Annotated in this window: 13 protein-coding genes and 1 pseudogene; 4 read left to right on the top strand and 10 right to left on the bottom strand. The window is 48.4% G+C overall.

Annotated elements, in window-relative coordinates:
- Positions 1–11 precede the first annotated feature (11 nt).
- Positions 12–1115 carry a rhamnogalacturonan acetylesterase gene (locus ACFPXP_RS12570; protein WP_379894584.1) on the bottom strand — a complete coding sequence of 368 codons (1104 nt, stop codon included), beginning with the start codon at positions 1113–1115 and terminating at the stop codon, positions 12–14.
- A 325-nt stretch (positions 1116–1440) separates the two neighbouring features.
- Between ACFPXP_RS12570 and ACFPXP_RS12565 the strand changes: the two genes are divergently transcribed.
- Positions 1441–2868: a serine hydrolase domain-containing protein gene (locus tag ACFPXP_RS12565; protein ID WP_379894583.1), complete on the top strand. Its 1428-nt coding sequence runs from the start codon at positions 1441–1443 to the stop codon at positions 2866–2868.
- A 70-nt stretch (positions 2869–2938) separates the two neighbouring features.
- On the opposite strand, the gene pelA is transcribed toward ACFPXP_RS12565, so the two are convergent.
- The 4 genes from pelA to ACFPXP_RS12545 all read right to left on the bottom strand — a co-directional run bounded on the left by pelA (position 2939) and on the right by ACFPXP_RS12545 (position 14534).
- Positions 2939–8164: a pectate lyase gene (gene pelA / locus ACFPXP_RS12560; protein WP_379894582.1), complete on the bottom strand. Its 5226-nt coding sequence runs from the start codon at positions 8162–8164 to the stop codon at positions 2939–2941.
- A gap of 394 nt (positions 8165–8558) precedes the next feature.
- The gene (locus ACFPXP_RS12555; RefSeq protein ID WP_379894581.1) at positions 8559–13613 is read right to left on the bottom strand and encodes an S-layer homology domain-containing protein; all 5055 of its coding nucleotides are present in this window, start codon (positions 13611–13613) and stop codon (positions 8559–8561) included.
- Positions 13580–13867, bottom strand: coding sequence for a hypothetical protein (locus tag ACFPXP_RS12550; protein WP_379894580.1), 288 nt, complete (start codon positions 13865–13867; stop codon positions 13580–13582). Before ACFPXP_RS12550 ends, ACFPXP_RS12555 begins: the two co-directional genes overlap by 34 nt.
- Positions 13868–14405: 538 nt before the next feature.
- A complete protein-coding gene (locus tag ACFPXP_RS12545; RefSeq protein WP_379894591.1) occupies positions 14406–14534 on the bottom strand; it encodes a hypothetical protein in 129 nt (42 codons plus the stop codon).
- Positions 14535–14676: 142 nt separating this feature from the next.
- Between ACFPXP_RS12545 and ACFPXP_RS12540 the strand changes: the two are divergent.
- Positions 14677–15345: pseudogene (locus ACFPXP_RS12540) on the top strand (glycoside hydrolase family 88 protein); the annotation flags it as partial.
- 86 nt (positions 15346–15431) lie between these two features.
- On the opposite strand, the gene ACFPXP_RS12535 reads toward ACFPXP_RS12540, so the two are convergent.
- The 4 genes from ACFPXP_RS12535 to ACFPXP_RS12520 all read right to left on the bottom strand — a co-directional run bounded on the left by ACFPXP_RS12535 (position 15432) and on the right by ACFPXP_RS12520 (position 20367).
- Entirely contained in the window at positions 15432–17192 is a 1761-nt protein-coding gene (locus ACFPXP_RS12535) for an ABC transporter ATP-binding protein (RefSeq protein ID WP_379894590.1), read from the bottom strand.
- A 79-nt stretch (positions 17193–17271) separates the two neighbouring features.
- On the bottom strand, positions 17272–19035 hold the full coding sequence (locus ACFPXP_RS12530) for an ABC transporter ATP-binding protein (protein ID WP_379894579.1): 1764 nt from the start codon (positions 19033–19035) through the stop codon (positions 17272–17274).
- A gap of 66 nt (positions 19036–19101) precedes the next feature.
- Entirely contained in the window at positions 19102–19566 is a 465-nt protein-coding gene (locus ACFPXP_RS12525) for a MarR family winged helix-turn-helix transcriptional regulator (RefSeq protein WP_379894577.1), read from the bottom strand.
- A 192-nt stretch (positions 19567–19758) separates the two neighbouring features.
- On the bottom strand, positions 19759–20367 hold the full coding sequence (locus ACFPXP_RS12520) for an SGNH/GDSL hydrolase family protein (RefSeq protein WP_379894593.1): 609 nt from the start codon (positions 20365–20367) through the stop codon (positions 19759–19761).
- 661 nt (positions 20368–21028) lie between these two features.
- On the opposite strand from ACFPXP_RS12520, the gene yedE reads away from it, so the two are divergent.
- Entirely contained in the window at positions 21029–22237 is a 1209-nt protein-coding gene (yedE, locus tag ACFPXP_RS12510; protein ID WP_379894576.1) for a selenium metabolism membrane protein YedE/FdhT, read from the top strand.
- A gap of 53 nt (positions 22238–22290) precedes the next feature.
- The gene (gene yedF / locus ACFPXP_RS12505; protein ID WP_379894574.1) at positions 22291–22530 is read left to right on the top strand and encodes a sulfurtransferase-like selenium metabolism protein YedF; all 240 of its coding nucleotides are present in this window, start codon (positions 22291–22293) and stop codon (positions 22528–22530) included.
- Positions 22531–22766: 236 nt separating this feature from the next.
- On the opposite strand, the gene ACFPXP_RS12500 is transcribed toward yedF, so the two are convergent.
- A complete protein-coding gene (locus ACFPXP_RS12500) occupies positions 22767–24479 on the bottom strand; it encodes an ABC transporter substrate-binding protein (RefSeq protein WP_379894573.1) in 1713 nt (570 codons plus the stop codon).
- Positions 24480–25079 lie beyond the last annotated feature (600 nt).

The following is a 25079-nucleotide window of genomic DNA, read 5'->3' as shown; positions in this document are numbered from 1 at the left end:
ACGCCTAAGATCTAGATGATTTTGTTTTGTATTTCAGTGGAATCAACAATTGGCCGCATGAATCTGCATAAAGGTTCGATCCGCCCCTCTTGTATCCCCTTTGCTACCAGCCTTGCAATTTCAATAGCCCCCTTTTCGGAAAAGTGAGTATTATCCTGTGCGCCATCAGGCAGGTTCTTATATTGTCCCGGCTCTGCCCAGAGAAATATTTCCTTGGTACGCTTCTCTCCAAGCTCCTCAAAATACGTCTTGCTTAACGCGGCCAAGTCGATAAACGGCACCGCCTCCCGCTCAGCCAACTCCCTCATAGCTTCGATATAATCTCCATGCGTATTCCGTATCGTCCCATCTTGTTCGAAGAAGCGGCGATGCATGGGTGCGATGAATATAGGATAAGCCTCAGTTTGTCTTGCGAGATCGATGTATTGCTTCAAGTACTCCTGATATGTGGTAAAAGGCAGCGTCCCGCCATCATTGTTCTTCTCGTCATTGTGAGCAAACTGAACAAAGAGGTAATCTCCCTTGCGCAGCTTTTTGGCCATTCGAAGAAGCCGGCTTTCGTGAACGAAAGACTTACTGCTTCTCCCCGAACGGGCATGATTCGCAATCGCAATGCTTTCGCCGAGAAACAAGCCGAGCATTTGGCCCCAACCGGTGTACGGATATTGTCCAGAGGCTTGATCGGTTACCGTCGAATCTCCGGCAAGGAATATCGTTGGGAGCGTTGTATCGCGCTTCACTTCAACTAACTGTACACTTGGAGCTGCTCCCCCGAAAGCAAGCTTCAGCCCACCGTCATCGACATGAACGGCAAATGTCTTCGTTACAGCTTCGCCCGTATCTGTCTTTACATCCAGCAGCCTTAACCGCCCCAGCCCTTCCTTCACCGTTGTGACGGCTGTTTGATCAGAAGAGCCTAACGTCACAGTTACCTTGTAATTGCCGTTAGGCACATCCATCAGCAGCGTCGGTACGGGATCTTCAAAGTACTCGCCAGTCCAGGAATCTCTTAAATCCTCATTCTTTGAAGGTTGTGGCGAAAAGGCGAATCCATACCCTTTTTCCCAATCATATCTGCATTCTTTTTCCGGAACAAATGAATACCCAAACTCCATCGTCAGTCCACCTTCTTAACCTATTTGTTATAAAGACCGTGATGTCTTATTCGATCTTTCCTGCCCTGTGGATAGGATACCATGGGCACGGAGGCAAACATATAATCACTTTATTTGATTATTTCGGATGAATGAATAAGGACCAACCTCAGCAAATAAAGCAAATTTTCAGGCACTTTTCGCAAGAAAAATGAAGAAATCCTATTCACATTTTCGATATGATGAATAAAGAGAGTCCTATCCGCTGAAAGGTTCCTCGGAATCAGGGTGAAAGGAAAGGGACTCATCTCAAGGTTAGCCCAACGATATTGGAGGATGACAATAGATGAAGCACCAGCTGGAGAGAGTAAAACCGGAGCAAGCAGGAATCTCCTCTGCGGGGCTCGGCAAGTTCTTGGATTATATTGAGGACATGAATATCAACTTACACAGCTTTATGCTGCTTCGCTATGGCCATATTGCTGCCGAGGGTTACTATAAGCCGTTCCATCGTCACTTATTACATCCGATCTTTTCGGTAAGCAAAAGCATCACATCAGCGGCAGTAGGCATCGCAATCCAAGAGGGGCTGTTCTCCTTGCAAGATCGTGTGATCGACTTTTTCCAAGATAAGCTTGCTGAAGACGTTCACCCCTACACCGCCATGATGCAGGTGAAACATTTGCTCTCGATGCAAACCGTTCATCCAGGTTCAACCGATACGCAAGGGGAGGATTGGGTGTATTCTTTCTTGAATACTCCTCCTTCCTATCCACCGGGAACCATTTTTGCTTACGACACGACTGCGACACATACACTATGTGCCATCATTCAAAGAACCTCGGGTCAAACGGTCCTGGATTATTTGCGGCCAAGACTGTTCGATCCGATTGGGATCGGACAAATCGAATGGGAGAGCTGCCCGCAGCAGATCAATAAGGGCGGCAGCGGCATCTGGTGCACGACCGAAGACATGGCCAGATTCGGCCAACTTTATCTGCAGGATGGAATATGGGACGGCAAGCGGATTTTACCCAAGGGTTGGGTGGAGCGAAGCACAAGCAAAATCGTGGATAATTCCAACGCAAAAGCATTGCTGGACGGCAGACAAGGTTACGGGTATCAGTTCTGGAGATGCCGCAACGATGCTTATTGCGCATTCGGCATGGGCGGCCAATTCATTGTGGTCGTACCGCATAAGCAAATCGTATTCGTCACAACGGCCAATACGCTGCAAAACCGGGACGAGCACCAGCTGATCCTGAATGGTTTCTGGGAATATATTTACGCAGCCGCAGCCGATGAGCCGGTTCAGGACAACCCTCTACAATACAGACGCCTGCTTAAGCAGATCGAACGATTGCAGTTGGTTCTGCCGAAATCTTTGGATCGGGCTGCGCCAGCGGAAGAAACTACAAAACGCAAATACATCCTGAATTCCAATCCACTGGGATACACTTCATGTGAAATAACGTTAGGACCGACCCCGGAGTTGAAATTCTGTACGGATCAACGGCGGGTAACGATTTGCAGCTTCTCTTTCGATCAACCTCTTATCGGCACCGATCCGTTCTTTGGATTCGAAGCCGCATGTGGAGCGAGTTGGATGGACTCACAAACCATGATCGTGCAAATGCAATTGCTTAACCAGATGCAGATGTTCCTTCTTACATGCAGATTTGAAGACCATTTCCTTGTCATTCAGGTGAAACCGATCGGCACAATGAAGTGCGGACATATCGATTGTGTACTCATTGGAAATACGCAGGATTAAATAGAATTCATGATACAACAAACGCAGGCTCGGACGTACCGAGGCCTGCGTTTGTCCATTCAACCCATTCTTATGATTCGTCTCCTTCAATTCGAATCAATTCCCCTAGCTGCAGTGTTTTGCCAGCCGCATTTCGGGTTTGGGTATCTATAATCTTCACATAAATCCGATTTTCGTAATATCCAGTCGTTCGGGCAATTTCGAGCAGCTTCTCAGGCCATTCTCCCGCCCAGCGGTAGCCGTCCCGACGTTCCTGTTCAATTTCAAGAATGTCGTGCTTAATCACGCCGTCTCGTCCGGAGAAGATCGGACGATTCGTGCCGATTTCGTAAAATCGATACCATGTATTGCTTTCAGGATCCTCATAGAAGTATTGTCCGTTCGGATCGCCCGATACGTATCGCACTCCTTCTACTTTCGCCTCTTCAAACCAGGTTAATGCGCCTTCGATCGCGGCCTGGACCTCCGGTGATGGATTCTCCAGCGCCATCAAATATTTCACGATGCCGACAGATTCCGATCCGGAGAGAGATGGATGCTCATAGGAGCGCGCTTCGCGGGGCTCATAGGTATAAGGATCATGCTGTGCACACCATGCCGTCAGCTTCCCGTCCACCACAATTTGTGTTTTCAAAATGTAATCCAGTCCTAATTCCAATGCAGATTTCGTACGCTCGATGAGCTGTTCGTCTACAAGGTCGCTGTTAAACGGATATTCCTTGTCCGACACCATCGTTAATACGTTCATGACTCGGATCGTAGCATTGTCATTAAAGGTACCATAGTCCGAATAGCCGCCCCGCAGCGGATAAAACTGCGGCCATGCCCCCGTTTCGTACTGTGCTTCCAGCAAGTATTCGATTCCCTTTAAGACCGAGTCCCTGTATCTTTCATCCCCGGTTTCTTTATACATAAGGGCAAGGAACAAGATTTCATTCGTTGTAGCGCTATTGTCAATGGTACCGATATATCCGTGCTCACTGCTGAACACTTCGGATTTCGGCTCTACGCCGTCCCAATATCGGTTATATTTATCCTCCATGTTTTTGTACCAGGCGCCGCTGTCCAATTGCCAGGATAACAGGTATTCCGCCTGCTGAATGCTTAATTCCAGATCGCTGGAATAGTAATCCGCATCCAGATGAGGAATGGCCTCTGGATTTTCCTCGATCGGTCTGACAATGCTTCCATCCGGATTCAAGGTTTCCTCTATATGATAAGTGACAACAGTCTGCTTGCCTTGGTTAATCACGCGAGTGCTTACTTCTTGGATGGTCACATTCGGCGTTAGCTGCGGATTCAACCGATCCCATTTGCCCATGGCCGACAACAGTTGAACATCGTTTGGATCAAATTCCACCTTGCTGTTCAACGTCAATTCGATCGTATGCTCATCCTTCACACGAGCATCTACGATTCGGATCGGTCCGGCAGGCACGCTGTTGCCTTTCGGCACGACTTTGAAGCTAACGGGCTCCGAGAGGTTACCGGCTAAATCCTGACTGGTTACGATGATTTCATTCATTCCTGAGCCCAATTCTATTTCCGCCTCGAATGTGAAATCCTCATTCACCTCAACAGGCATACCGTTAATCTGTACGGATCCGGCTTCACTCAGCTGGCCTTTCACCGGATACGGATTATATATGGTATTGTAGTGATTTCCTTTCTTATCTCCTTCTGGCCCATCCAGTGTTATAACTGGATTAACATAATCATAGATAACATTGACGACCACAGGCACGGCCCTAATTCCATCTGCATCAACGGCCTCAATGGTAATCGTATTTTGCATTGGCTCAAGCCTAACCGTCGTACTAAAGGTAAAGTCGGAATGCAATGCAATTTCATCGCCGTTCACGAAGACGCGCGCTTCCTTGTCAAGGCGTCCGGATACAATGAATTCAGCTGTATTCACAATACTGTCTTGTTGATCTACCGAAATCACCGGAGCAGACGTCGCATCCAGCGGAATCATGCCAATGCGCGTTGGGTCCCACTGATCATTCCCCTTCAACACATTTTGAACGGTGTACCGGTCTGCTTCTTGCGGCGTAAGCTGCTTGCTCCATGGAGCTCGGTCTTTGGGATTGGCGCCTGGTCCGCTGCTATTGTATTCTTCATATCTTGCTGTCTTCTCATTGGCCTCATTGCCCCAATGATCCCAACCGTAAGGAGCAATCTTCGCATGGATCTCGGTATTGATGAAGGCGACGGCGGAATACGGACGCCAAGGTCTTCCAAAGTGGATATTCTCAATCCCTTCATCTGAGGTGATGGTAGAATTCAAGAAAACGTAACCATAGGGTTGTTCCTGCGAGGTGCTTGCCGCAGTCAGCATGCTGCCGTCACGTTTGGCATGTATTTGCGACCGGTCAAACACGGCCGTGGACTGACCGAAAATAAAGTCTACATCTCCCTCAATATAAACATTCTTGTAGTAATGTCTTCCGTTGTTTGTATACAAAGTATCCTGATATCCTAGGAAGCGTACATTTTCGAAATAAGCACGGTCGCCTCTCACATAAGCAGCTACCGCCTGCCCTGTACCTTGCCCAGAATCGTTTTGAATCGTCAAGTTTTTGGCGATAAAATCATCCGCATAGATAAAGACGCTGGAGCTTCTAGAGGTTCCCATCGGGCTTCCGTTTTCGTCCGGTGTATTAGCATTGTCGTTATATACCAGAACGGTACTTTCCTTACTTTCACCTACAAAGCTGAGCTTGCTCTTGCTTTCCGGAACCGTCAGCTTCTCGCGGTATTCACCGTTTTTGATATAAATCACGTGACGCTTATCGCTGTAATCAGGCGCTGCATTCACCGCTTCTTGAACAGTTGTAAAATCACCGCTGCCATCCTTCGCAACGACGACGACTCGAGCAGGTGTAACCGCAATGGGTTCGGAAGCATAGCTTTCTCCGTTCTCGTTCATGGCCGTAACGACATAGTCATAGGTTACGCCATTCTCCAGACCCACGTCCTGATAACGGGCTGCACTTACATTGGAAGCAATCACCGTGTAAGAACCGCTGTTAAAAGCGCCTCGCTTCACATTGTAAGCCGTTGCGCCATCCACCTCAGGCCATGTCAAAATGACCTGTCCGTCGCCTGCTGCAGCTTCGATTCCCGTTGGAATGGCCGGAGCCCCATTATTCGGTGCAGGGACAGCCGTAACGGATTCGGAATTTGTGCTTGCTGACGTTTCATTCGAAGCGGAGACGACATAATAATATCTGGAACCATTAGAAAGTGCTGTGTCAGTAAACGTCGTTTCCGTGATGCCGCTTGCAATCACTTTGTAATCCAATCCGTCCCTCTCGCTTCGTTTCACATTATAGGATACTGCTCCCTCGACCGGATTCCAGCTTAGCATGACCTGTCTGTCACCACGAACTGCCGAAAGCCCGGTAGGTATTTGCAGCGGCGCAGCTGGAACGATACTCACCGTCTGTGAAGACTCACTCTCTCCGCCAATATTCTCGGCAGTGACGACATAGTAGTAAGTGATGCCATTATCCAAGCCACTGTCGCGGTACATCGTTTCCTCCCCGGAAACTTCGGCTATCGTGATGAAATCGCCATTGGGATTCGTACTGCGTTTTATTTTATACGTATCTACCGGAGGGCTGGCATGTTCTTCTATACCTAATGCCCATTGAACAGACTGATCGATGAGTGCCCAACCTTCAGCGGTTGTATAGGGCTCTTGACCGGCGAACAGGAACGTTGCTGCCCGGCGCGCTGGAATAATATCACCTGCAACATCTTTCGAGCCTTGTTCATATGCGAAAATGACTGCCTTGTTATTGTCATCTGGCACGGTCGCAATAACGATCGCCTCAGATCCCGGCTTTCCATAATTCAATTTGCCAGCTTGTGTATATACCTCCACCTTACCGCTGAGACCCGCCGCAAGCGGATGCGAGCTGTCCACAATCCGAAGCGAGGTTTGACCGTCATAGCTTCCGAAGTCACCGCTGTTGCTCGTTGAAAGATTCACATCATCCAGGGCAAAGGGTTCCGCATATATGACAGGAATGGTCAATTGCTTGAATTTGCTGCCAATTCTGCTGGAGCTTGAGGACTCGCCAATGAAAACCAAATCATGTCCTTCCGCATCGGTCCCGACAACTTCGTTATCCAGCTTGAAGGTTACTTCATACCCTTGAGTTCTCAAATGATCCATCGTCGCCTCGTCCGCGTCATTGCCGATCCCGACAAAAAGAATCGATTTCGTTTCACCGATTGATTTCCAGCTTATATCCACTTGGCTGTCTCTTGCTGTCGCTTGAAGAGATACAGGTGTTCCCGGCGGATTCGGAATGATCGAAGGCGTAATGCTGACTTGATTGGAAGGCTGGCTCTCACCGACCGAGTTCACAGCCGTGACAACATAGTAGTAAGTGACGTCATTCGTCAATCCGATATCCACATAACGTGTTTCCGTAACCCCCGCAGCGACGGTTTCGTACGGCCCTCCGTCCGTCGTGCTCCGCTTGACGTTATAAGACGACGCTCCTTTCGCGGCCATCCAGCTCAATTCAACCGTCTGGTCCCCGTAAAAAGCGGTTAAATTTTTCGGGGAATCGGTTGCTTCCACATAGACTTGAACATGATCCCAATACAAATCTCCCATGGAGGAACCTGCGGTTTGTCCCTCTATGGCATCCAGGCTGCTGACCTGCTGCATAAACGATACATTACCAATGTAGCTGCCATCCAAATATATATCTGCAGCCTGGTTTAGCATATCGGTTAACACTTTAACCCGGTACCATGTTCCCGGGGTCAAATGAATGGCTTCCCCATTCAACGTTAATCCCTTAAAAGCACCGTCACTGCCTCTGTATCCCAGATTTCCCCCCGAGATTTCCAAGGCGAGCGCGGTATCTCCATTTGCTTTATCTTCAATTCGAAGCGGATAAGAGTTGCCAACCCATTTGGGCTCCATCACATCCAATTCGACTACAAAACTCTCCTGCTGCGGACCGAAGTGTTTGCTCACGATCGTTCTGGAGCGATTAGCCTCCGGACCATCCTGATCGTATATCCTTAATGCTTTCGAAGACGGATTTCCAATGGAGTCTGCGGGAACCTTATCTACATATACCGTACTTGTAACACTGTTATTGTTGGAGGAATATCCGCTTGGCAGGCTTCCTATCTGCTCATTTTCGAAATCATCATGAACCAAATGGATAACAGCAGGTTCTGCATCTGCTGCCGAGAGGGAGTAACCCTGTACGAGCGGCATCATCAGCACAACACTAAGTATTAGCATCTTCAGCTTTCCCATAGCAATCCTCCTTGTTCTAATTATTGCGGTTTGCAAACTTGTTTGCCTAGCTGCATCAGTATCTTGGAGTGTTCGAAAGCATTCGTCAGGAACCATACGATGGTAGAATTCGAGAACATAGCCGCCTCCTTTCATTCAAATGCTATTTCATATTAACATGTAAAGTAAGCGCATACATTCGCATAATTTGCCTCGTTTTCACTATTTTTTGCTTTTATTGCTGTTTTCACAGAAATCGGTCCTGAATAAGCCAAAAAAAAGAGAGGGTTACCCCTCTCTCCTATCGAGACGCCTTACCGGCTTGATATAAACGGTCGGTTAACGAAGTCAAGCCGTCTCGGCTTCCTCGAACTGACTGTTGTACAGGTCGGCATAAAAGCCGTCCTCAAATAATTTAATCCAGCTTTTGAGCAAGATTATACAAAGCCTGCGCCATTTCGGCTCGAGTTACCGATTGTGCCGGACTAAAGAGCAGGACAGAACGTCCGTTCATTAGCCCATAGTGCAGCGCCGTATGGATGTACGGCACGGCCCAAGCAGACATCTCCTCTTTATCTTTGAAAGTCGCATTATAGCTCGTTTCGGCGCCAGAAGCCATAACGCTGCGGTACTCATATGCCCGAACGAGCATCACGGCCATTTCTTCGCGCGATATCGCCCGCTGCGGCTCAAATCTGCCGAAGCCCGATCCGCTAACCAACCCACTCTCGTATGCTTTCATTACCGAATCGGCATACCAAGCTCCGTCAGCCACATCCGTAAACGGTGCAGCGCCTTGTGCGTCTGGAAGCTGAAGCACGCGATCCAGCAAGGAGGCGAACTCCGCTCTGGTTACCGGACGATCCGGTTCAAAGCGATTCCCGGTCGTGCCTTGAATGAGCTGCTTGGCTGCCATTGCGCGAATCGTGCTCGCAGCCCAATGATGATATGGAACGTCTTGGAACGAATAATTCCATTCCAGGACCGCGTACTTGCTGAAATGAGACAGTTCCGAGGTCACCGTCTTCGCATCGGCATTGACAACCCCGCCGACATATTCCCACTTCATCGTAGATTCATTCAAATAATAAAGGCTGATTAAGGCCTCATCCACACCGTGGTTCTCGTATGGGAGTGTCACCTCAATCCCTTGATCAAAATGATTGAGTCTGACCTTACGGCTGTTATCCGTCCAGTACATATCCAATTCATAGGCTTGCCCTGCGAGGCTAAGGGTGACCGCAGGATGTTGATTCTGCAAGACGCCCTGAGCAAGCTGAATCGGTTCTACCTGCAGAACGATCACTCCCTGTTCCGCTGCTTCCCCTGCTTGATCTTGCAGCTGCTGCAGTAAGGAACTAGGCAGATTAAGCGTTACGCCTTGTTTTTTCACCTGCAGACGATGGCTGCCGAGCAGCTCCGCTGCGTTAGCAGGCAGTACAATCTCGCCCGCTTCTGTCACCTCAACCGTCACGATGCCGTTCTTGGCGGCAGTTAATTGCTGTTCCGTAATCGTAGGCACAGGCTTGGATGGCTTGACCGTTCCGCTGCTGCCGCTTGAGCTTCTGCCGCCACCACCGTTTGAACTCCCGCCGGCTTTCAGCGTCGCAACCTGCAGCGATGGTCCATTCGACGTCCAATCTCCATAACGGTTGCCCGCTTCAACCTTGAACGTGTAGGTTGTATCGGACGAAAGACCGGTGACTTTCGCAGAATAAACGGTGTCGGTTAAAGTCGTAATGTCGGCATCTGCGATTTCGAGTGAATCTCCCGTACCGAATAAAACTCGATATTGCTCCGCTTTTTCCGCTGCGAACCAGGTTAATTCCACCGAACTTGAGGTCACGTCTGTTTTTAACAAAATGCTGTTTTCCGGCCAAAACGGCATCCGGCTGGATATTGGCACCAGCTGCGCGATGCTATTTTGCAGCGTTCGTGCCGCCTCATCGATTTGCTCTTGAACCGCTTCTCCGTTTCGATAGATCGCTTCGGCTGCTTGCAGCGCCGCGTTCAATACCGACCATGATTCCGAAGTGTACTGCTTCTGATCAAGCGACTTCGCCTGAGCGATCATTTCGGCAAGCTTCGCTTTTTCGACAGGAGGCAGCGTAACCGTGACAGTAGCAGTCGCTTGTACTGTTCCGCTTTCGTCGGTTACCGTCACCGTGACGGTACCTGCTTGCTTGGCAACGACCATACCGTCCTGTACCGCAGCAATGCTCTCGTCAGACGAAGACCACAGCAGCTTCGATTGTGTCGACTCCTGCGGCAAGATGGTCACTTGATACTCGTAGGACCCTCCGATCTTCAATGTTAGATTCGGTTGATCCAATACAATTTGCTGCATCGGAACATGTTTGCGGAGAATCTTCACCCAACTGATCACCGGATCGGCCGTACTGGAGGCGTCGCGTGTCACAGCAATCGAGATTTGCCCATCGGTTACTTCCGTTTCGAACATCTTCTCATCATTTGCAAATGGAGGACTGTATGCAGGCAGCCTTGTTTCCCCGTTAATGGTTACGGTCTGCAAACGGCCTGGCGCATTATCCGGACTGCGGAAGCCGAGCACTACCTCGTAAGTTCCATTAGGCGCCTCAAATTCATACGTAAATCCTTTGCCGCTGCCGCCGCCTGCCGACAGCACGCTCAGCCAAGGATCCGAGCCTCCGGTAATTACCGGCTCGCCATCCGTCTTATAACCCCACTGCTTTCCTGTCAATGGGTCGATTCCATAAGGCTGATCGGTAAGCGAGTTGCTTGTACCGAACTTCTCGCCTGGCGGCAGCTGATCCGTCTCCGTACTGCCGGAATCGATGTAATACAGCGGGTTAGCAAATGCAAAGCGTTCGGTAAAATTGATATTGTACGTAAATCGATCTTTGTCCCCGATCAAGTTTTTCATATCAAAATAAGTCCGTTCTTCCTCCGGCATACTCTCTACCCAAGGCGAGAACGTATGGAAATGAATTTTGTTGCCAGATTCGTCGAATTCGGCAAAGCGCATCCAACCGTTGCCGCCGCGGTATTGACTCTGGTAATCGACCAAAATTTCCAGCACATCGTGTCCGTATGCATTTTTGCTAATCATGTATCCGGCCCCGTGATGGTGTCCTCCCACGGTCATAAACACCTGATCGTTATTTTTGACAAAATCGTTCCAGTTGCGCTGGCCTCTGCTTGTATGCTGCACCTCTGTGCTTTGCTCGCCCTGAAACTCAAGCGTTTCGTGGCTGATCAAGATCGTCGGCGTCGTTTTATGCTCGCTCAACACCTTTTGGACCCAAGCGCGGTCCGCTTCATAATGATCGTCTCTCCAATCTGTGCCAATCACCATGTACTCGTACGAACCCGCTTTAAACAAACTGTACGAGCTGAATCCAGAAGGCGATTCATTGGTATAGTAAGGCTTACCCGCATATCGTTTTTTACCGAAATACGATAAGTATGCGGAGTCGTCCCCTCCCCACCATGTCTGGTAATCATGGTTGCCCGCAATCGTCATGTACGGGATGTCGGCAACGTCCAAATACGTAATGGCTTTATTGGCTGCCAGCCATTGGTCCGTTACATTATATTCGTCGACAATATCGCCCATGAAGGCGGTAAAGGCAATATTATTTTCTTCCGAGTGGCGCACCAGCCATTTCGTCTGCTCATCGACGATTTCCGGCATATAGCGGATCGGCTTTTGGATGTCCGGTACGAATACGATATTGTAGTTGTCTTCCTTCTGCAGCAGAGGCAGATCTTCATTGTTTCCGTATTCCGGGATGCGGTCGAGTGAATTCGGAATCAGCCATTCCTCCATCGGCAGGGATCGGTTGACGATACGAATTTCCTCCAAATTTCCGGCGAGAAATCTTTTCGCTCCTTCTCCGTTCCCTTGACTCGCTGCGCCGATGTCCCAGCCTTTTCCGACGACGCCGGCAAAGTTTTTAATCACTTGCGTTGCATTACGGAAATCGGTTACGCCATTGACGTAAACTTTCGTATGCTGCGTATCGTTAATCAATACAATATGATACCAATCTTCTACACTGTCTAGAGAAAATGACCAACCGGTCGGATTCGTCGCTAACGCGGTAGAGTAATAGGTCCACTGCAGCTCCTTTAGATTGGATACGGCCAATTGGCCGAGCAGATCTGTCTCGCCTTGCGTCTTTCCAGCTAAAGCACCGGTGCCCTGCCGATTCAAAATTTTCATCCATGAATGGGTGTTACGGGAAAATTCGGCAGGAAGCTTATAAATAATTTCCATGGTGTAGCCGTAAGGAAATTGCTCATCGTTGACCGGCGCAGTTTCTACGGTCTCAAAATATTTTTTAACCGGTCCGGTTTGCGTATTATTAAACAGCAAGCTTTTTATATCTGGATTACTGTGATAGTCATCCTCAGACCACTGCAGCACATTAGCCGCGTCCGGATGACTCGCGTCCCCTACGGTAACCAGGCGTAGATCGTTGCCATTGTTCGTCATATCGGACAGCACGAGATCGTTGGACTCCAGCGATCCGGATTTGGCGTACTTCGGATCAAACTTCCAATGCGCCAGCGTCTCGGCAGCTGTCGGATCTTTCATTTCAGCAGAAGTCACATTGTCGATATACGCACGGCTTGCAGACCATAAACGTGCAGTTCCGGATTTGAAGGCAGGATCTACGGCTTCCAGCATTCTCACCCCATTAACGTACCCGACCAACTTTTCTCCGACCAGATCAAGCCGCAGGGTATAAGTACTTTGTACAGCCAACGAATAAGAGGTGCTTTGCAGAACGGCATCCGTACCGTTTTCCCTTTTTACCAATTCGAGCGCCCCGCCGGAGGCGGCGTTCCAACGCAGTGCATAAAAGTTCGATTCATTCTGCACTCTGCCTGCAACCCCTACGCTGTCTTCCTCCGTCAGAGGGGTTATATCCGCCTGTACATAATAGCTATCCCATGCAGGATCGCCCACTGCAAGCAGCCCGTTGTCTCCGCTTTGCAGCTGTACCGCCTGATTATAAACAAAGTCGGTGACGGAATGGTAGACGTCATTCACAACAGACCATTGCCCTGTAACAGGAGCCCATGGTACAAGCATTTGATTCTCAAAGTCACTGTTCACCCGACGCTCGTCGCGGACAATAACATCATCAATGGTTAACTGAGACCATTTATTGCGGAATCCGATCGTACCGGATGAGAATGTATCATCATAGACTTCGATCAGCTTGTGACCGTCGACATACCCTTGAAGGATGTTGCCTTTGACAACTAGCTTAAAAGTAACCCAAGAGCCCTGTACCGGATTGAAGGAAGCCTCCTGCAGCAAGGTGTCGGCATTGTTCCGTCTTACAGACAGTTCGACGCCTTTTTTATTCGGCTCATAGCGAAACATATAGAAGTTGTCTTTGTCCTGCATCCGAGCTAGAACACCCGGAAAGCCTCCGGCATCTATACGAACCTTTGCTTCGAATAATCTGACCACGCTGCGTCGCCGGCAGAGATAATCGCTTCTGTGCCCGTGTCGGTAAAGATAAGGTGCCCAGAGTTTACGGTCCAGCTGGAACCCGACAGAGGGGTCCATCCGTTATAGTTTCCATCTTCAAAATCATCTTCGAACAATACCGATGTGTCTGACGCTGCCTGCACTTTTGGCGCAGAGAAGCCGCTCCAGCCGAAGCTTGTCCACAGCATGACGAAAGCAAGCAGCATTGTGGCAGCATGACGTATGCTTTTCATTGTATCACCTCATAAGTAGAATCTTTCATACGATTGGCCCCGTATGAGGGCAGTTCTTCCTCCTTTCACACATAATCAATTCCGTGCAACGGAATATGTAAAATCATTTCAATATGCCAATTTTTGTTGCATACATGGTGCACTTATAGTAAAATAAGTAAAAGTATGTATGGCGTCATTTCTATAAAAAGCACACTGAATTGAGGGCTGGTTGGCTAAAGGCTAACCTCCCGTTCGAATCGCCGCACAGAATACTCTATATTGTCCGAAATGAATGTTATTGGAACGTCAACTGGATTTATATCTTTTTTTAATATATTTCATTTATTCACAAGTTCTTTACAAATCGTAATCGTTTCGATTTTCTTCGGAAAGATAGAAGATGCTGTAATAGACGTACAAATTCATTTGTGGATCTGGCGATTGCCCATGACAATTCTAGATTTAAGCAAAAAAAAACGGTCGTACAGGGATGAATTCCTGTGCGGCCGTTTTCGCTCGTATTTTAGGTCTTCTGCAGAACATATTCAGCTGGTCTCTATAGCCATCCGGTAAATTCCAAAATGGCGGCCTTTTCAGATTGTGCCTCTAATTGGAGCGCCTTCTTACGCCATGCTCTGGGGGACATCCCCATCTGCTTGGCAAAGCATCGGTTGAAGCTTGAAATGGATTGAAAACCAACTCTTTTCAGAAATCGAAAGAATGGAATTCTCCGTACTTCTCAGCAGTTTACAAGCTTCATCAATCCGTGTGCTGTTCATAAAATCCAAAGGAGATACGCCCATAATTTCTCGAAATTTCCTTCGAAGCAGCATACCGTATCGTTCACCAATGATTTCCCAGAACAGGCATGGGCGGATACACTATTCATGGCAGCATTCTTCCTGCTCCGCGTTGGAAGCAAACTGCAGGACGAGGCTATCATTAACGATGCCTTGAACCAATATTACTGGCATATTCAATATTTGTAGGATCCGGGCACCGGTTTATGGTATCACGGCTACAACAACGTACATAAGGACCACATGTCTGGATTTTTCTGGGGCAGAGCCAATGCTTGGGCCGCATATACGATGTCGCAAGTGAAGCCTCTGTTGAAAGAGTGGTACTTGTATCCGTAGTGCATGGATATTGAATGTTCGCTTCGGGATCAGTTGGCAGCGTTGAAGCTGGTGCAGACGGAAAACGGTTTATGGCGTACGATCCTCAATGATGAAGGGACGTATGAGGAAGTGTCCGCTTCATGCGGAATCGCTGCTGCCATGGTGAACAACCGCAACCCGCTGCATACGAAGTATGTTCAAAAAGCGTTGAAAGGCATCTTGAACAATATCAGTGAAGATGGACTTGTTCTGAATGTTTCCGGCGGCACGGCTGTCATGAAAGACCGCGACGGCTACAATACCATTTCCAAACAATGGATACAAGGCTGGGGACAAGGATTGGCGCTGGCATTTCTGTCCGATCTGTTGAAGTAGAACGATCCATTCTTGTCCGTTAAAAAAGCGATCGATCGAGATCAGGTTTGACGCCGTCTCGATGATCGCTTTTTTACAGTATTATTTTAAGCCGTCTCCGCTTCCTCGAACTGGCTGTTGTACAGGTCGGCATAAAAGCCGCCGGCTGCAAGCAATTCCTCGTGGTTGCCGCTTTCGATGATATCGCCGTCCTTCATGACGAGAATCATATCGGCATTTTTAATGGTAGATAAGCGGTGCGCAATCACGAAGGAGGTTCTCCCTGCCATTAATCTGTCCATCGCTTCTTGGATCAGCAGCTCCGTTCGTGTATCGACAGAGCTGGTCGCCTCGTCGAGGATCAACAGCGGAGCATCCTCGATTAGCGCTCTCGCAATCGTGATGAGCTGCTTTTGCCCCGCCGAGAGGTTCACCTGCTCGTTGAGTACGGTATCGTATCCGTGCGGCAGTGTCCTTATAAAATGATCGATTCCTACCGCTTTGCATACCTTCTCCACATCGTCATCGGTAACGCCTAACTTATTGAACACGATATTTTCTTTAATCGTCCCTTCAAAGAGCCACGTATCCTGCAGCACCATGCAAAACAGTTCGTGTACGTTTTCTCTGGGAAGCTGATGAATGGGAATGCCGTCGATTCGAATTTCTCCTCCGTTCACCTCATAAAACCGCATCAGGAGATTGACGATCGTCGTCTTACCAGCGCCTGTCGGTCCGACGATGGCAATTTTTTGTCCAGGCAATGCCCTGGCCGAAAAATCTCGAATAATCGGTTTATCCGGAACATATCCGAAATTCACATTCCGGAACTCGACCTCTCCCTTTACGTCCTTCAGCCTTTCGGTTTTATGGTTTTCATCCGCAAGCTCTTCTTCCTCCAAAAATTCGAATACGCGCTTCGATGCCGCAGCAGTCGACTGCATGCTTGTCATCACCTGAGCGATTTGCGACAGGGGCTGTGTAAACAATCGAACATAGATCATGAAGGCGACGATCACGCCGAACGTGATATGTCCGTTCAAAGCCAATGCACCGCCAACGATACATACCGCGACATAGCCGAAGTTGCCGATAAACATCATTAACGGCATCATCAAGCCGGAGTAAAATTGGGATTTCCAGGAGCTCTCGTACAGATTTTCATTGATTTCGTTGAACTTCGATTTCGCCATTTCTTGAGCGTTATACACCTTTACGACATCATGGCCGGCATAAATTTCTTCAATATGTCCATTCATCGCTCCGAGATTGGTTTGTTGACGAAAGAAATACGCTTGCGATTTCTTCATGATCGCACTCATCAAGAAGAAGCCGACCAACGTCGCAGCCAGTGCCGTGAGCGTCATCCATACGTTGGTATAGAACATCATGACGAGCGAGCCAAGCAGCATCGTGCCGGAAGACACCAGCATACCGACGCTCTGATTCATGGTTTGTCCGATCGTATCCACGTCGTTCGTGATCCGGCTGAGCACGTCCCCATAACTGGTCGAATCGAAGTATCTTAACGGCAGCTTGTTGATTTTTCGCGAAAGATTCGTGCGCAGACTTCTGGATACCTTTTGAGTCACCGTCGTCATAATGAAGCCCTGGATGAACGAGAAGAGAAGGCTTAACCCGTAGAGGAACGCCAGCAGTATACCCACCCGGCTAACCGCCTCCATGTCGATGCTTCCCGTTAACCCCTCGGTAATATAATCGGTAATTTCCTGCAGCTTGCTTGGTCCAATGATCGTAAATATTGAACCCGCAATCGCCAGCACGACGGCTGTGATGATCAATGGAACATAAGATTTGCTGTATGCGAGCAGCTTTCCAATGGATGCTTTGAATTCCCCCTGCTGCATGGCTCCGCCTTGGACCGGAGGAAGCCCGTTTGAACCGCGATGACCTGCTTTGTTCCGCTTTACACCTGCACTCCCATGATCAGCCAATTTCCAACTCCTCCTTCGACAGCTGCGAACTCGCGATTTGTTGGTAAACCTCGCAAGTTCTGAGCAGCTCTTGATGCGTTCCCCGTCCGACCACTTTCCCTTCATCCAGTACCAGGATCATGTCGGCATCCTTGATCGTTCCGATTCGCTGCGCTACGATCAGATTAATTGCCCCCGCCGTTTCGCGCTTAAGTCTGGTGCGTAGAACACGGTCCGTCCTGTAATCCAATGCGGAGAAGGAATCATCGAAGAGATAAATCTCCGGCCTGCGATACACCGCTCTAGCAATGGCTAGACGCTGCTTTTGCCCTCCGGATAGGTTCGTTCCGCCTTGCGATACCGCACCCTCGTACCCGTTCTCCATCTTTTCGACGAACTCTTTACCCTGTGCGATCTCAACGGCTCTATGCAAGTCTTCCTCGCTGCCTGCGGCCGCCCCGTGATCTCCAAAGGCCACGTTGGATGCGACCGTGCCGCTGAAGAGCACCGCTTTTTGCGGAACATAACCGAGCTTACGATGGAGGCTGCTAAGGGCATAATCCTTGACGTTTACGCCGTCTACCAGCACCTCTCCCTCCGTGGCTTCATAGAACCTTGGAATCAGGTTAAGGAGCGTGCTTTTACCGCTGCCCGTCGAGCCGATGAACGCTATCGTTTCACCCTTCCGCGCCGTAAAGCTCACGTTACGTAGAACGTACTCCTCTCCGTCGGGATATTTGAAACTAACGTCTCGAAATTCGATCCCACTCGCAGCGGAAGGTGCTGACGGCGTTTTGCCGCCGTCCTTGATTCCCGGTTCCGTCTTCAGCACTTCCATGATTCGCTTGGCAGCGACGGTCGCTCTCGGAAGCATAAAAAAGACCATTGACAGCATCATGAAAGCCATCACAATTTGCATCGCATAAGAAGAGAAAATGACCATATCGCTAAATAAACCGAGCCGATTCGGCATATTCGCCCCATCGATTAGATAAGCTCCGATCCAATAGATCGCAAGGCTTAATCCGCTCATAATGAGTCCCATCATCGGCATCATCAACGACATGAGACGTCCCGTGAACAAATGTGCGTGGGTTAGTCGCTGATTCGCCGCATCGAATTTCCCTTCCAGATTGGATTCCGCGTTATAAGCGCGAATGACACGAAGTCCAGTAAGCTGTTCCCTTGTGACCCTGTTTAATTGATCCGTCAGTCCTTGAATCATTTTGAATTTAGGCACGGCGAAGACGATCACCACTGCGATGAGCAGAAGCAGCAGTGCCACGGATACGGCGGATGAAGCCGTCCACTGCCAGCTTTTTCCTGAAATCTTCACGATAGCCCACCCTGCTAAAATCGGCGCCTTGATGATCACCTGCAGCCCCATCGCCATGATGAGCTGAACCTGCGTAATATCGTTCGTGGAACGCGTGATCAAGCTCGCCGTCGAAAACCGGTTTATCTCGTCCATCGAGAACGATTCGACTTGATCAAAAAGCATTTCACGGAGTCTCTTCGCGAGCGAAGCGGCGATCCGTGCAACGAAATACACAACGACGAAGGAAGCGATCAAGCTCCCGACCGCGCACAGCATCATGAATGCCCCAGGTTCCCATACCTCGCCTAACGAATTCCCTTCCGTTTGCACAAGCTGCGTGATCTCAGCCAAATAGTCGGGAAGCTTTAAATCCAGCCACACCTGGAATACGATAAATCCTGTACTCACAAGGATGAACAGCCAATCCTTCAGACTGAAATACTTCATAATCTTTATCATACGATCTGCGCTCCTCTTCCACTTTGTTCGCTAACGAACTGTAAGCAAGCTAACAATTGCTCCGATTTAAAACTTGCCGCTTCTCATCGACGACGGCTGCTCGAGATTCTTTTTGAGTTTGTCCATGATGGCAAAGAAGGAATCCATTTCTTCTTCGGATATACCTTTCTTTAATTCTTGTTCTAATTCGATGAAGCTTTTCACTACAGCCTGATGGTATTCGATGGCTTTTGGAGTTAACACGATCTTCTTTAACCGCGCATCATAAGGAACCGGCACCCTTCTGATCAGGCAGTTCTTCTCCATGAGCTGCAAAATCTTCGTCGCAGTCGATCGTCGGATCGAAAATTCATGCTCCAAGTCGCGCTGAAACACGTCCCGATCTTGATGATCGACAAAATACTTGAGCACCCATCCATGCATGCAGGTCAACTGGTCGTTGTATTTCTTGTGGATCACTCCTTCGACCTTGCGAAGCAGCAAATTCCTCAGCGTTCGAAGTTCCATTCCAATCGATCGTCCTTGACTCATCTCGCACCTCCTGCAGCCAATCATGCCAGCTGTTTGTTCAGCGATTTTTTCGTCCACCTCTTTTCCAAGATTGGTCAAATAAAACCGAATTAATTCCAGATTAACAAAAATCGCGGGCGTTTTCTAATTTTCTGGTAGGTGGAGAGTGATGGTTTGATCGCTTTGATCACTCTTTCAGCTGGCAGTGCCATTTTAGCGATAATTCTCCAGGTAGCCAGCAATATAGGCAGCTTGCAAGCGCCGCACTTCCTCTGTAAAATGCACATGATCGCAATATGCCGAGGTACCAAATATGCGAGTGAATGAATATAGGTCCAGCATAGGAACATCATGTGAAGACATCACTTCGTCCGCTATAGTATTGTACGTTATCACATCTTCGTGGTAACGAAAAAAAGATGATGTCTTGGTATTATGGATTTCCTCTACCGCGTCCGTGGTTCGGATCCAAATGAGTGATTTCGATAATTTACGGGCAGTCAGAACGATCTCTTCGAGATTAGTGCGGTACTGCTCGGGCGGTACTTGCTTCTCACCTGTGAGAGGATGGGTTTTCATATCGTGAAGTCCGCAATTTATCAGCAGCAGATCGTAGCGTACTCCTTTGTCTCTTTCGTTTTTCAAATATGTAAGCACCATGCTGCTGTCTCCGCCGTTCGCTCCCACAGGATGGTCTAAATCGGCCAATGCCTGTTCTTCACCCCGCTTACGGTCATACTCGAATCGATGCTCGACCATCTTTTTCAAATATGGCCCGTATTGGATCGATATACTGTCCCCTATGATAAAAACACTTCTCATGAATAGGATCACCTCGAAATTATTATAGTGGAAGAAGGTTCCTCTCTTCCATTGTCTGATACCTTCCTTTGTTAATTCCACGTACAATCGGAGCGGAGCTACCGGTTCTTTCGTGGTACGACGGTCCAACCATTCGCTAATCGCGAGCTGAGGGTCTGCACGCCGATCCATAACTTTTAAGGATAAGATTCGATCTGACCGAAACAATTTCACCTCGTTACTGGCTAAGTCGCGAGCTGGCATGTACCAGAAGTCATCGTATGCATAGATGCCGATTGGAGAGACTTCCCTGATCGTATTCTTTTCTTAGACGCATATTCGATCTGCAGGGTCTGCTTCTCTGCAGCAGCTTCGATCATCTCTTTCAGAAACCTGGAGGATATGTTTCTTTTTCGAACAGCACACAGATATTTGGCGGAGCGATGTGAAATGGGCGTCCCTCTTTATACAGATCAAGGGCGGAATGGCCAGATCATCCACTGATCTGGCTTCTTTACATTGAATTCGGGCAGCATCGTTCCGTCTATCTTTGTTCATCACATCAGGGTGACCACCCGCTCCCTAAATTTTTCCTTACAACCTATATCGGATGTGATAAAATAATTGGTGCTTATACAAGGCGATAGCACATTTCATAGCAAAAGAGGAGCAATGATTCATTGTGAAATTACTGCAAGATTCGAAATGGACTTCTTATTGGAATCCCTACGCAGCGATAGGATTGGCCGGTCTGCTGAGCGCAATTTACTTTGCGATTACCGGAACGGTATGGGCTGTAACGGGTGAATTTACACGTCTCGGCGGACATGTTCTGGAGCTGTTTGGAGCGGATATCTCGGATTGGGACTATTTTCAACTTGTTCCCATGGATGGGTCGACCTTTAGCCGGACAGATGGGTGGATCGTCTGGGGGATGTTTATCGGTGCCCTCATCATGATTTTGCTTAGCAACAATTTTAAAATTCGCGTCCCCAGACAGAAGCGTCGTTATGTGCAAGGCTTCATTGGCGGCATCATCGCAGGATTCGGCGCTCGCTTAGCGTTAGGCTGCAACTTGGCCGCTTTCTTCACCGGCGTGCCTCAGTTCTCCTTCCATTCCTGGATATTTATGATCGCTACGGCGGTCGGCACGTGGGGAGGCGTAAAAATCGTCAATACCGTTTGGTGGAAGGGCAAGCCTAAGCTGACGAAAGGCGGTGTCGCTTCTGCGGCAGCTGTCTCCCGTACAACACAGCCGTTCATCGGCCTCGCCTTAACACTCGGATACGTGGGACTTGTGATGTATTTCTTCTTATCCGGCAAGACGATGCTCGGTGTGGCTGCTGCCTTCGGGGCCGCGTTCGGAATATTGATCGAGCGCGGACAAATTTGTTTCACCTCTGCGTTCCGCGATTTATGGATCAGCGGCCGCGCTACGATGACCAAAGCGATTATCGTCGGAATGGCGATCAGCACGGTTGCTACGCTTATCATCTTGCTCGTCTCCGATATGGACCCGATCACCAAAATTTCCGCTCCGAGCACGTTCGTCGGCGGAGTGCTGTTTGGCCTCGGCATCGTCTTGGCCGGCGGCTGCGAAACGGGCATGATGTATCGGCTGATGGAAGGCCAAATCGTGTTTCTTCCCGTTTTTGTCGGCAATATTATCGGAGCAACGGCACTAGCCTATGCCTGGGACCATCTCGGAATATACAACACCCTAGTGAAGAGCGGTTCAAAAATCAATCTATTCGAAGCAATGGGACCCTGGCCTGCGCTGATTGCGACATTGGCCGTGCTATCCATCGGATTCTGGATTGCGGCATATTGGCAAAAGCATTATCGTTTTGGAAGCGGATTTCAGAACAAGCTTCGCCGTCCTAACCTTTAGGACGATGCGGTATTCATCTTATTATTACATCATTCAAATGGGAGGCATTATACATGTCCGTAGAATTGACTGTCGATTACACGCTGGATATTAGAGGAGAATCGTGCCCGTACCCCGTCATCTATACGCTGGAGACGCTTCGGGAGATGAGCAAGGGGCAGCTGTTATTGGTCATCGTGGACTGTCCAGCTGCTTTCCGCAACGTTCCTGAAGAAGTTGTCAAGCACGGATACAGCCTAGAGCGGGAGCCTGTTCAAGAAGGACGCGAAATGCGGTTCTATATTCGAGCTTAATTCTAACATAAAAACAGGCGGGAATAGGGTTGCATCAACTCTGATCCCGCCTGTTTTTATGGTGTTTTAGCCCCCTTTATGATCGCTCGCCGTCGTGACGGTTGACACGGAGATACCAAGGCAGTCTAGACAGTGGAGCTTGGACTACCGTTTCGCAGGGCCCGACCACCAACAACGGAATAATAATGAAAAGAGCCCCTACCCTAGAGACTCTTTTCCTAACATTTTCAGCGATATTATTTTGCTTCTCCGCCCCAAAGCTCGATTCTCGCTTTGACGTACGCTTCGAACTCGTCTTCCATTTGTTCTACATCTTTCGCATCAAGTTCCGCCATATAGTCGTCCCACAGCTGATCGAAATCAGCAGGCTCAGCGAGAATGATTTCAGGAATATATCTTCTTGTGACCTCTTCCATCGATTTATATAGGATAGCTAAATCGGAATCACTTGGGTATGAAATATTCCAAGAAGCACCCCAAGGCTTCACAGGGAATTCATCCTTAGACGGCCACAATTCGATCCATCTTTCAACACCATACTGCGCAAGCGTTTCTTTTTCTACATCACTGTAGTTTCGGATGACTTGCTCAGGGAACGTCGTCGTGTAGTAATTGCCAGTTGAATCCTTCACCCCATCTCCATAACGAGCGGAAATGTTGTACATTCCGATACCGGTTTCCTTCACGAAATTCGTGTTGTCATTATTTTTTCTATCCAATACTTCCGGAATAATAACACGCGTCCCATCTTCCACCGTGTAATGCTTGCCTTCAATTCCCCAGTTGATAAGAACTTGACCTTCATCCGATGCGAGCCAATCCAAGAATTTGATTACACGTACAGGGTCCTCAGCTTCAGTCGTAATTCCGATACCCCAACCTGCCATGTATCCTGTACTTTGTAAAGTATGATCTGTATATTCTTCAGACAATGTAATCGGGAAGTGCGCATAGGTTTGCTCGAATTTCCCTTCCGATTTCAAGGCGTTGACACTGTCCTGGAAGCCCCAATCTTGGTCGATGATACCGACAACACGGCCGGTTGCGATTTTCGCTTTATATTGGTCCTCTTTTTGCACGAATGCTTCCGGATCCAGCAATCCAATATCATTAATATGATTTAACCAGCGGAAATACTCTTTTTCCTCCGGACGTCTGTAATGATAGGTTACTTCGTATGTCTCAGGATCGATATAATATTCCCCGTCATCTGGAACACCTGTCGTTACCGTCGCTGGGTTCGTTACACCAATCATAATTCTCCAGTCGTCCGCGAGCAGCGAAATACCGATCATCGGCTGTCCATCTTCTGTCGTAGGATGTTTGGCCAAATAATCTTTGATGACGTTTTCATAATCGTGAACGGTTTTGATATCTGGATAACCAGCCTCTTTTACGGCTGCATGCTGAATATGGAATGTTCCGCCGATATCCATGTATTCTCTGTCTACGCCTTCAAGTGAAGGAAGAATGTAGATCGAGTCGTCCTCTTCACTCCATTTCAAACGCTCCATGTAGTCCCCGTATACCTTTTTCAGGTTCGGTCCATGCTCTTCAATCAGATCGGTTAAATCGATCAATGCACCGGCATCAACGAGCTTGCTCGCATCCCCTTTAGGAGAAATCATATCCGGGTAATCGCCGCTTGCAATCATCAGTGCAATCCGGTTGGCGTCCATTGCAAATTCTGGCTCCAATGTAACACCGGTTTGCTTCGTAATCTCCTGGCCTACTTCATCCTTCATGTCGTTCCAGGTAGGGATTGGATCCACACTGAACCAAGTCAGGTTCACCGGATCGGTGCTAGTCTCCGCACCACTGTTGTTTGTTTTCGTACCGTTGCTGTTCGAATTGTTGTCATTGTTATTGCCGCCACAAGCTGCCAGTGAAGTAATGAGCGCTGTGACGATGAAGAGAATCGCTAACATTTTCGCTGTGGACTTCTTCATGCTGCAAACCTCCCTTTAATGAGTAAATACTTTTTTTGTATAAACAGCGTAAGCGAGTGCTCATACCGCTGCTCGTGGATATTGCTCGGCGCTGTGCTTAGTTCCAATGGTATCTTGATGACCTCGCCGAGTACCATCTATTTACATTATAATTGACAACTTAGTCCCTAAGCCTTGACTTTAAGGTCTTAAAATAGCACAAAAAGGACAGATTAATCTTTCATATTATTACAGCTTCGTCTCTTTCATTTCGAAAATATATAACTTCTCTTTTTAGGTAGGCTTGCAGAATGTAGAACGATAAGTATCGTCATAGTCTGTTTTACCATTGTACTTGGCTCTCAAATTTAAAGAGCAAACGAGCCAAGTCCTATTTAACCCCCTTGATGTCATGATGTGTGAACCCACCAACAATGTTCTAGCCTTTGTACTGCCATAAAAACATTTAGTACAATAAGAGAGAGGCAGATTGCTGTAACCGCTAAACTAGAATCAACGGATTCCGCTAAATAAGAATGAACAAAACTTACCATACCCTTCCTATTAAGATATCATAGAACTGGTAATTCTAGCATCAGGGGGAAGCGGTATGAGGAAAGA

It is taken from the genome of Marinicrinis lubricantis (assembly GCF_042658665.1).
GTDB lineage: Bacteria > Bacillota > Bacilli > Paenibacillales > KCTC-33676 > Marinicrinis > Marinicrinis lubricantis.
Note: the sequence above shows the minus strand (reverse complement) of the source record. Positions and strands in the feature narration are given on the sequence as shown.